The following is a 9,509-nucleotide window of genomic DNA, read 5'->3' on the forward strand; positions in this document are numbered from 1 at the left end:
TGGCAGTGCTGGAACGAAGGACGGAGGAGCCGGTGGCGACACGCATGGCCGTGGGAGTGGATCTCGTGTCGGTGTCCCGGGTGGACCGGCTGCTGGCCGACAACCCCGCCGCGGAGCAGGACATCTTCACCCCGCGCGAGATCGGCTACTGCGACGGGAAGCGCAACCGCACGGCCCACCTGGCGGCCCGGTTCGCGGCCAAGGAAGCCGTGCTGAAGGCGCTGGGAACCGGACTCGGGCCGGGGACGCGGTGGACGGACGTGGAGGTGGTGAACACCCCCCTCGGAGCGCCCCGGGTGCGGCTGAGCGGCGGGGCCGCCGAGCGGGCGGCCCGCGTGGGTGCCTCCTGCACCGAGATCTCGCTGTCCCACAGCGGGGACTACGCCATCGCCCACGCCGTGATGCTCCTGCGGACCACCACAGGCCCGGACGACGCCGCCACGGACGGCACGTCCGCCGACGACACGCCCGCCACGGACGACACGTCCGCCGACGGCGCCTGGACGGATCACGCCTCCACGGACGAAGGATGACGATGCGTTTCCACCTGATCGACCGAATCGACGCCTGGGAGGCGGGGCGCACGATCAGTGCCCGCAAGCTGACCTCCCTGCTGGAGGACCACTGGCGGGACGAGGGCGCCGGGCCGCAGATGCCCGCGCCCCTGGTGCTGGAGGCCCTGTGCCAGGCCGGCACCTGGCTCATCATCGCCACCACGGGGGTGCGGCGGCGCGCCGCGCTGCTGTCCGTGGACGGCATCTCCTTCCACGGACCGGTGCGCCCCGGGGACGTGCTGGTGCTGGAGGGCACGGTCGAGTCCCTGAGCGAGGAGACCGCCGTCCTGTCCGGTGTCGCCTCGGTGGACGGCCGGACCGTGATGGAGGCCGAGGCCGTGATGTGCGCGCTGCTGCCGGCGGAGGACCTTCAGGAGCCCGGGGACACCCGGCGCATGCTCGACCGGCTCCTGCGGGTCCCGGTGACGGGCGGCCGCCGATGAGGAGGGTCGCCATCACCGGGGTGGGCGCGGTCACGCCGCTGGGCACCAACGCGGCGGACACCTGGCGGGGCCTGGCCGAGGGCCGCAGCGGGGTGAGCCGGCTGGAGACCTTCGACGCCTCCACCTTCCCGGTCCGTATCGCCGGTCAGGTCAAGGGCTTCGACCCGGCGTCGGCCGGCACGGCCCGGCAGCGGCGCCACCTGTCCCGGGCGGCGCAGTTCGCCCTCGCCGCCGCCCGCGAGGCGCTCGCGGACGCGGGCGGCGGCTGGGAGGAGCTCGACCCGTACGACCGGGGCGCTGCCGTGGCCGGTACGGTCGGCAGGCCCGAGTTGCAGGAACTGGTCGACATGTCGCACCAGTTGAGCGTCAGCGACTTCCACGACCTGTACCGGCAGGCACCCGGTGACGTGCTGCTGCGCAACCAGAACGTCGGGGTCACCGCCGTGGCCCGGGCGGGCGGCTGCCAGGGACCGGTGATCAGCGTCAGCACCGCGTGCGCGGGCGCGGCGCACGCCATCGGCGAGGCGTACCGGCGCATCCAGGACGGTGAGTGCGCCCTGATGCTCGCGGGCGGGTTCGACGCCCTGACGACCTGGATGGACGTCCTGGGCTTCTCGCTGCTCGGCGCGGTCACCGACCGCTGGAACGACGACCCCGAGCGGGCCTCCCGCCCGTTCGACGCGGAACGTTCCGGTTTCGTGCTGGGCGAGGGCGCGGTGATCGCCGTGCTGGAGGACTGGGACTCCGCGGTGGCCCGGGGCGCCCGTATCCACGCCGAACTGGTGGGCTACGGCTCGACGTTGAACGCGTACCGGATCACCGACTCGCCGCCGGACGGCGGGGGCGCCATCTCGGCGATGCGCGACGCGCTGGCGGAGTCGGGGCTCGGGGCGGACGGCATCGACTACATCGCCGCGCACGGGACGGGCACGCCGGGCAACGACGCCAGCGAGACGGTCGCCATCAAGGAGGTCTTCGGCCCGCACGCCCGCACGCTGTGCACCAGCTCGCCCAAGTCCATGACGGGCCACCTGACCTCGGCCGCCGCGGGCGTCAACCTCATCGCCGCGCTGGGCGCGATCCGCGAGGGGCTCGTGCCGCCGACCATCAACCTCGACCACCCCGATCCGAAGCTCGACCTCGACTACGTACCGAACACGGCGGTACGCCGGCCGGTACGCGCGGCCATGGTCAACGCGTTCGCGTTCGGTGGTACCAACGCCTGCTTCGTCGTCCGGTCCGCGTCCCAGGACGCGACCGGCGACACCTCCGCCGACGCCGCCGAGGCCGCCGAAAGAAGGGCAGCATGACCGCTCTCGACAAGATCCTGCACCTGACGCCGGGCAAGCGTGCCGTGGCCGTCCGCAATGTCACCGGCACCCTGCCGGTGTTCGACACCCACTTCCCCCGGTTCCCCGTGCTGCCCGGCGTCCTGATCCTCGACGACATCGTCAGGACGGCCCGGCTCGCCGCTCCCGGCGCGCCCTCCGGCACGGTCTGGGCGCTGGCGGACGTCCGGCGCGTGCGCTACCGGCACTTCGCCGAGCCGGGTGACCAACTGGAGATCACCGTGGACGTCACGGAGGCCACCGAATCCTCCGTCACCGCCAGGGCCAGTGTCAGCGTGGCGGGGCGGGACATCACCACCGTACGGCAGTTGCGGCTGGAGCCGGCCGGTGGCGGCCGGGGGGCGTCATGAGGCGGGTCGCCGTCACCGGCATCGGTGTGCTGACCGCGCTGGGCGAGGGCCGGGACGAGACGTGGAAGGGGCTGCTGGAGGGCCGCACCGGCATCGGCCCGATCCGTGCGTACGACGCGTCCTCGCTGCGTACGCGGATCGCCGCCGAGCTGCCGGACTTCCGCGCCACGCGCTACGCGCACCGCAGGTCGCTGCGGATGACGACCCGCAACGACCAGCTCGCCATCGCGGGCGCCGCGCTGGCCGTCGAGGACGCCGGGCTGGACCTGGACGGCGCGGGCCACGACCCGGAGCGGGCGGCGGTGTTCGTGGGCGGCAACAAGGAGATATCCAACCCCGAGCACCTGCTGACCGGCAGCCTGGCGGCCCGCCGCGAGGACGGCACCGCGGACGTGCGGCAACTCGGCGAGCGGGCGTCCTCCGCGTTCTACCCGCTGTACTTCGTGGAGGGCCTCCAGTCCGGGTCGCTGTTCCACCTGAGCCACGCCCATGGGTTCAAGGGGGCCAACTCCTACTTCCACGGCACCGCCGACGCCGGTGCGACGGCGATCGCGCGCGGCTTCCGCTCGATCCGCTCCGGCGAGTCGGACGTGGTGATCGCCGGGGGCTTCGACGACGCCTCGTCGTGGTGGGTGATGTCGAAGATGGACGGCCTCGGGGTGCTCACCACCGACAACGACCGGGAGGCCGGGGCCTTCCGCCCGTACGACCGGGAGCGCGGCGGGTCCGTGCTCGGCGAGGGTGCCGCCTTCCTCGTCCTGGAGGAGTGGGAGTCGGCGCGGCGCCGGGGGGCGCGGGTGTACGCGGAGATCCGCGGCGCCGGCACGACCCAGGACCCCGACCTGGTCTCCCCCAGCGAGGACGGCGAGCCGCTGGCGGCCGCCGTGCGGCGGGCGCTGCGCGAGGCGTCCGTGGCGGCGGGCGAGGTCGACTACGTGGCCACGCACGGCTGTGCCACGCGGCTCGGTGACCTGACCGAGGCGCGGGCGCTGACCTCGGTGTTCGGCCGGGAGTCGGGCGTGGTGGCGAGCAGCGTGAAGCCGGCGACCGGGCACCTGGTCGCGGGGGCGGGCGCGCTGAACGCGGCCGTATGCGCGATGGCGATCGACGGTTCCGCCGTGCCGCCGACGCTGCACCTGGAGCGGACCGATCCCGGCTGCGAGGGCATCGACTGGGTGCCGGGCCAGGCACGGGAGTTGCGGGTGCGCACCGGTGTGGCGCTGGCCCGCGGGCTGGAGGGCCAGCAGGTGGCGCTGGTGCTGAGCGCGCCGACGGTTGAGGCGTAGAGGGGGACATGATCATGGACAGGGAACGAGGAACGGCCGAGGGCGTGACCGTGGTGGGTGTCGGCGCGATCACCGCGCTGGGCCCCACGGCCGGGCACCTGTGGGAGGGCGCGCGCGAGGGCCGGGTCGCCATCGAACCGGTACAGGCGCTGTCGATGGAGGGGCTCTCCACCAAGCTGGGCGGCGAGGTCACCGAACCGGTGGAGCCGAGGCGTGCGTACCGCAGGCCGGAGGGCTTCCGGGAGAGGGCGATCGACCTGGCGCTGGTGGCGGCCGAGGAGGCGATGGCGGCCCTGCCCGAGGGGCTGGTGGCGGCGGAACGGTTCGGCGTCGTGCTGGGCACGTGCAACGCCGGTCTGCTGTCGGGCCGGGAGTGGCTGCGGGCCGGGCGGGACGGGGAGGTCCCGGCGCCCGAACTGCCGTCGCTGGTCACGCCACAGGCGCTGGCCGAGTCGGTGGGCGCGGCGTTCCGGCTGCGCGGCCCGGTGCTCGCGGTCAACACGGCGTGCGCGTCGGGTGCCAACGCGATCGGGCTCGCCGCCGACCTGTTGCGCCGGGGGCGGGTGGACGCGGTGCTGGCCGGTGGCAGCGATGCCTTCTCCGACGTCGTCTTCGCCGGCTTCCACGCCTTGCAGTCGCTGTCGCCGGAGCCGGCGGCGCCGTACTGCGCGACGCGGCAGGGCCTGTCGCTGGGCGAGGGCAGCGGCATGGTGGTGCTGGTACGCGCCGGGTTCGCCCGGGAGCACGGGCTGACGGGGCTCGCCGACATCGCGGGCTACGGGCTGTCCGCCGACGGGTTCCACGCCACGGCACCGCACCCGGAGGGCAAGGGCGCCGCCCGGGCCATCGAGGCGGCGCTGCGGCACTCGGGCGTGGCCGCCGAACGGATCGGGTACGTCAACGGGCACGGTACGGGCACGCCGAAGAACGACCCGGCCGAGTCCCGCGCCATCACCCTGGCGCTGGGCGCGGAGCAGGCCGCCCGTACGGCGGTCTCCAGCACCAAGTCGATGGTCGGCCACCTGCTGGGCGCCGCCGGGGCCGCGGAGGCCATCGTGACGGCGTACGCGCTGGCCGAGCGCACCGCGCCGCCCACCGCGTCCTTCACCACGCCCGATCCGGACTGTCCGCTGGACTACGTCCCGGGCGTGGCGCGGCCGCTGTCCACGGGCGCGGCCCTGTCCAACAACTTCGCCTTCGGCGGGGCCAACGCGGCGCTCGTGCTGACCCGCGGCGAGGACGGTCACCGTCCGCCGCTGCCGGAGACCGACCGCGTGGTGGTCACCGGTATCGGGCTGCTCAGCCCGGCGGGCGGGTCGGTGGCCGAGGTGTGGTCCGCGTACGAGCGGGGCGAGAGCCCCGTCGAGTGGGCGGCCGGGATGCCGCTGGGCCGGGTGGACTTCGACCCGGAACCGTACCTGACGAAGCGTCAGCGGAGGCGGATGGACCGGCTCGGGCAGCTCGGCGTGGCCGCCACCGTGAAGGCGCTCACGGACGCGGGCATCGCGCCGGGCAGCGCGGAGGCGGAAGCGGTCGGCATCGTCTTCGGCACCGGGACCGGGCCCATGGAGGCCATGGAGCGGTTCACCAGGCCGCTGCTCGCCGAGGGGCCGGCCGCCGCCGACCCGGCGGTGTTCCCCAACACGGTCTACAACCAGGCGGCCGGCCAGATCGCCATCCACCTGGGCCTGCGCGGCCCCACGTCCACCCTGTCGGTGGGCCACGCCACCGGCGCGGCCGCGCTCGCCTACACCGCCGACCTGCTGGCGGCCGGGCACGGCGACACGCTGGTGTGCACCGTCACGGACGCCCTCACCGAGCAGGTGGCCCGGGCGTACGCCGCCGTGGGCGCCGCATCCACCCGGGCGCCGGGCGCACCGGCCGACGGCCGGTTCATCCTCGCCGAGGGCAGCGTCGCGGTCGTCCTGGAGCGCCGCTCCCACGCGGTGGCGCGGGGCGCCCGCATCCTGGGCGAGGTGCTGGGGCAGGGCATGGCGTCGGACGCGAGCCGGGCCCGGCTGTGGGACCCGCGCGGCCGGGGCCTGGAGCGCGCCATGCGGGCGGCCCTGGACGACGCGGCGCTGACCCCGGAGGGTCTCGGCGCGGTCTGGCTCGCCTCGGCCGGGCTGCGGGCGGCCGACGCCGCCGAGGCGGAGGCGGTGGGGCGGCTGTTCGGCGCCTGCCCGGTACCGCCGGCCCTGCACGCTCCGAAGACCGTGCTCGGTGAGCCCATGGGCGCGGGCGGGGCGCTGAGCCTGGCGCTGGCCCTGCACGACGGCGGCTCCGGTGACCACGGCGGTGCCGGGGACCGGCCGGTGCTGCTCAACAGCTCCTCCCTGGGCGGCAGTCATGTGTCGCTGGCGGTGCGCCGCGCCGCCGCCGAGGAGGGCCCTCGTACATCCCACGTCACCCCGACAGGAGAGACCCGATGACGCTCGAAGGACAGGTAGCCCTGGTGACCGGCGGTTCCCGGGGCATCGGTGCCGCAGTGTGCCGCCGCCTGGCCGCCGACGGTGCCGCCGTCGCCATCAACTACCGCAGCTCGGAAGGGGCGGCCAAGGAACTGGCCCACGAGATCGAGGCGGCCGGCGGCCGGGCCCTGGCCGTGCCCGGTGACGTCGCCGACGCGGCACAGGCCGAGCAGATGGTGCGCCTGGTCACCGAGGGCCTCGGCGGGCTGGACATCCTGGTCAACAACGCCGGGGTGGCCCAGGACGCGCTGATCTACAACATGGGCATGGACGACTGGCTGGACGTCATGCGCGTCAACTTCGGCGGGGTGTTCCACTGCACCAAGGCCGTCATGCCGCACTTCATGGCCAAGGGCAGCGGTGTCATCGTCAACGTCTCGTCGGTGATGGGCGAGCGCGGCTGGATCGGCGAGTCCAACTACGCCGCCTCCAAGGGTGCCGTCAACGCCTTCACCCGCTGCTGCGCCATGGAGTCGGCGCGGTTCGGCATCCGGGTCAACGCCGTCCTGCCGGGCTTCGCGCCCACCGACCTGGTGGCGGGCCTCACGGAGGGCGAGACGGGCCGCTCGATCAAGAAGCAGATCCCCATGCGGCGGTTCGGAAACGTCGACCAGATCGCCGAGGTGGTGCGCTTCCTGAGCGGCCCCGAGTCCTCGTACATGACCGGCTCCCTGGTCAACGTGGACGGCGGCGCGATGACCGCGCTGGGGCTCGGCCGCCCATGACGGAACGACCGTGACGGTACGCCGTCGGGCGCGGGGTGTATCCGCGGCCCGCTCCGGCGGATCTCAACCATGACAGCGGGCCGGCGCCGCCCGCGTATCCCCCACAGCACTTCTCTTGCCACCGGCTTCGTGCCCGGCTCAATCTGGAGGACATTCCATGGACCGCACCACCATCGTCGACGCCGTGAACGACGCCGTCATCGACGCCCTCGGCGTGGAGCCGGAGGAGGTCACGCCGGACGCCACCCTGCTGGACGACCTGGGGGCCGAGTCGATCGACCTGCTCGACATCCTCTTCCGGCTGGAGCGCTCGCTCGGCATCAAGATCCAGGCGGCGGAGCTGGCCGCGTACGTCCAGGGCGGCATCCCGGACGAGGAGTTCGGCGACGAGAACGAGATCGTGTCGGCCGTGGGCCTCGCACAGCTCAAGAAGGTCATGCCGCAGATCGACGTCGACGCCCTGACCGGCACGCTGCGGGCGACGAAGGTCATGGGCCTGTTCACGGTGGACAACCTGGTCGCCCTCGTCGCGCACCGCGCGGGTCTCGGTGCCGCCGAGACCGCCGGCGCGGCCGCGTGAGGACGGCGCCCGTGACCGCGATACACATCATCGGCACCGGTGGCTACCAGCCCGGTGACCCGATCTCCACCGAGGAGATCGCGCGCCTCGTCGGCCCGCTGCCCGACGAGGTGCGCGAGGGCCTCTCCATCGAGCGCCGCTTCTGGATGATCGACCCCAAGACGGGCGAGCACCGGGAGAACAACTCGGACATGGCCTACAAGGCGGCCGTCCGCGCCCTGGACTCGGCGGGGCTGGAGCCGGGTGACGTGGACCTGCTCGTCCTGGCCACCGGCACCCCGGACTTCCCGCTGCCGCCGCTGGTGAACCTGGTCCAGGAGCGGCTGGGCCTGGTGCGGTGCGCCACGCTGGAGCTGCGCTCCGGTGGGGCGGGGGTCGTCCAGGGCATGGACATCGCCCGGATGTACCTGGCGTCGGGCGTCCACCGGACGGCGCTGGTGATCGGCAGCGAGGCCATTTCGCCCGTGCTGGCACCGGTGTTCCTCGGCAAGGACCCGGACAAGATCCGGATGCGGGACCGCATGCCGGTGTACATGTTCGGCGACGGCGCCGGGGCGATCGTGCTGCGGGCCGAGGAGGGCGCCACGTCCGGCGGGCTGCTGGGCGCCTCGATGGAGGCGATCGGCGGGGACCGCAAGCCGGGCATCCACTCGGTGGGCGGCGGTACGCACGCGCCGATCCACGAGCAGCTCAAGGCCAAGCGGCTGGTCGACCTCAAGGTCGACGTGGTCGGCGCGGGCGACTTCACCCCGGTGATGGTCACCGAGGCGATCAGCAGCACGCTGCGGCGCAGCGGCGTGGCCGTCGACACCGTCGACCTGTGCCTGGTCCCGGAGGGCAACGTCGGCTGGATGCTGGACTCCCTCCAGGAGCTGGGCCTGGACACCGCCGACTGGAAGGCCCTGGACGGCAAGATCATCGACAGCCTCTCCACCATGGGCGCCGTCGGCTGCGCCGCGGTTCCGCTGTTCCTCGACGACGCCTGGCGCAGCGGCCGCGTCCGGCCGGGCGACCGGCTGATGCTGGTGGGTGTCGAGTCCACCAAGTGGATCTACGCCGGCGCGGTCGTGGACTGGACCGCGCCCACTCCGACCGGCGTGTAGGGAGATACGGCCATGACGTCCCATCAGCCGGCTCCGGTCGCGGAAGTCGGTACCGGGCGGTTCCGGCAGGCCATGGGGCGCTTCCTCACCGGCGTCGCGGTGGTCACCTCGTCGGGCCCGCACGGACCGCACGGCACCACGGTCAGCTCACTGGCCTCCGTCTCGCTCGACCCGCCCATGCTGTTGGTGTGCCTGAGCCGGCACTCGTACGGGGCCGAAGTGATCCGCGCCGCCGGGACGTTCACCGTGAACGTCCTGGGGCGGGACCAGTCGGAGCTGGCGGGCTGGTTCGCCACGCCGGGCCGGCCGCGCGGCGCCGCCGGTTTCGCGGGGGTCGCGCACCGGACGGGCAGCACGGGGGCGCCGGTGCTCGCCGGGGCGGTGTCACACCTGGACTGCCGGGTGGCCCAGCGGGTGCCGGCGGGCGACCACACCATCTTCATCGGCGAGGTGGCGGAGGTCGGCCTCGCCGACAGCGCGGACCCCCTCGCCTACCACCAAGGGCAGTTCCTGCACCTGCCGTGAGTCCCTCCGGGGCGCGGGGGGGGGGGGGGGGGGGGGGGGGGGGGGGGGGGGGGGGGGGGGGGGGGGGGGGGGGGGGGGAGAGGGGGGGGGGAGGGGGGGGGGGGGGGAGGGGGGGGGGGGTTG

10 protein-coding genes are annotated in these 9,509 nt (G+C 74.2%); all 10 read left to right on the forward strand.

Going from position 1 to position 9,509, the window contains the following annotated elements:
• Positions 1-32: 32 nt before the first annotated feature.
• The 10 genes from acpS (at position 33) to ACZ46W_RS05590 (ending at position 9,386) form a co-directional block, all read left to right on the forward strand.
• Positions 33-533 (forward strand): holo-ACP synthase, encoded by a 501-nt coding sequence (gene acpS, locus ACZ46W_RS05545; protein WP_468331703.1) that lies wholly within the window; start codon positions 33-35, stop codon positions 531-533.
• Positions 530-997 (forward strand): hotdog domain-containing protein, encoded by a 468-nt coding sequence (locus ACZ46W_RS05550; protein WP_468331706.1) that lies wholly within the window; start codon positions 530-532, stop codon positions 995-997. Before acpS ends, ACZ46W_RS05550 begins: the two co-directional genes overlap by 4 nt.
• Complete coding sequence (locus tag ACZ46W_RS05555; RefSeq protein WP_468331709.1) at positions 994-2,307, forward strand: beta-ketoacyl-[acyl-carrier-protein] synthase family protein; 1,314 nt, start codon at positions 994-996, stop codon at positions 2,305-2,307. Before ACZ46W_RS05550 ends, ACZ46W_RS05555 begins: the two co-directional genes overlap by 4 nt.
• Positions 2,304-2,696, forward strand: a complete 393-nt coding sequence (locus ACZ46W_RS05560; RefSeq protein WP_468331712.1) for a 3-hydroxyacyl-ACP dehydratase FabZ family protein — start codon at positions 2,304-2,306, stop codon at positions 2,694-2,696. Before ACZ46W_RS05555 ends, ACZ46W_RS05560 begins: the two co-directional genes overlap by 4 nt.
• Entirely contained in the window at positions 2,693-3,982 is a 1,290-nt protein-coding gene (locus ACZ46W_RS05565; RefSeq protein WP_468331715.1) for a beta-ketoacyl-[acyl-carrier-protein] synthase family protein, read from the forward strand. The genes ACZ46W_RS05560 and ACZ46W_RS05565 overlap by 4 nt, the downstream gene beginning before the upstream one ends.
• Before the next feature lie 14 nt (positions 3,983-3,996).
• Entirely contained in the window at positions 3,997-6,414 is a 2,418-nt protein-coding gene (locus tag ACZ46W_RS05570; RefSeq protein ID WP_468331718.1) for a beta-ketoacyl synthase N-terminal-like domain-containing protein, read from the forward strand.
• Positions 6,411-7,178, forward strand: coding sequence for a 3-oxoacyl-ACP reductase family protein (locus ACZ46W_RS05575; RefSeq protein ID WP_468331721.1), 768 nt, complete (start codon positions 6,411-6,413; stop codon positions 7,176-7,178). Before ACZ46W_RS05570 ends, ACZ46W_RS05575 begins: the two co-directional genes overlap by 4 nt.
• 157 nt (positions 7,179-7,335) lie before the next feature.
• Complete coding sequence (locus ACZ46W_RS05580) at positions 7,336-7,758, forward strand: acyl carrier protein (RefSeq protein WP_468331724.1); 423 nt, start codon at positions 7,336-7,338, stop codon at positions 7,756-7,758.
• A gap of 11 nt (positions 7,759-7,769) precedes the next feature.
• A complete protein-coding gene (locus tag ACZ46W_RS05585) occupies positions 7,770-8,861 on the forward strand; it encodes a 3-oxoacyl-ACP synthase III family protein (protein ID WP_468331727.1) in 1,092 nt (363 codons plus the stop codon).
• A 12-nt stretch (positions 8,862-8,873) separates the two neighbouring features.
• Positions 8,874-9,386 (forward strand): flavin reductase family protein, encoded by a 513-nt coding sequence (locus ACZ46W_RS05590; RefSeq protein ID WP_468331730.1) that lies wholly within the window; start codon positions 8,874-8,876, stop codon positions 9,384-9,386.
• Positions 9,387-9,509: the final 123 nt, after the last annotated feature.

The organism is Streptomyces sp. NPDC031064 (assembly GCF_055570965.1).

Bases quoted from the DNA above. Each gene is read 5' to 3' on its own strand.
- ACZ46W_RS05550 (WP_468331706.1), top strand. From the start codon at position 530: ATGACGATGCGTTTCCACCTGATCGACCGAATCGACGCCTGGGAGGCG.
- ACZ46W_RS05555 (WP_468331709.1), top strand. From the start codon at position 994: ATGAGGAGGGTCGCCATCACCGGGGTGGGCGCGGTCACGCCGCTGGGC.
- ACZ46W_RS05560 (WP_468331712.1), top strand. From the start codon at position 2,304: ATGACCGCTCTCGACAAGATCCTGCACCTGACGCCGGGCAAGCGTGCC.
- ACZ46W_RS05565 (WP_468331715.1), top strand. From the start codon at position 2,693: ATGAGGCGGGTCGCCGTCACCGGCATCGGTGTGCTGACCGCGCTGGGC.
- ACZ46W_RS05570 (WP_468331718.1), top strand. From the start codon at position 3,997: ATGGACAGGGAACGAGGAACGGCCGAGGGCGTGACCGTGGTGGGTGTC.
- ACZ46W_RS05575 (WP_468331721.1), top strand. From the start codon at position 6,411: ATGACGCTCGAAGGACAGGTAGCCCTGGTGACCGGCGGTTCCCGGGGC.
- ACZ46W_RS05580 (WP_468331724.1), top strand. From the start codon at position 7,336: ATGGACCGCACCACCATCGTCGACGCCGTGAACGACGCCGTCATCGAC.
- ACZ46W_RS05590 (WP_468331730.1), top strand. From the start codon at position 8,874: ATGACGTCCCATCAGCCGGCTCCGGTCGCGGAAGTCGGTACCGGGCGG.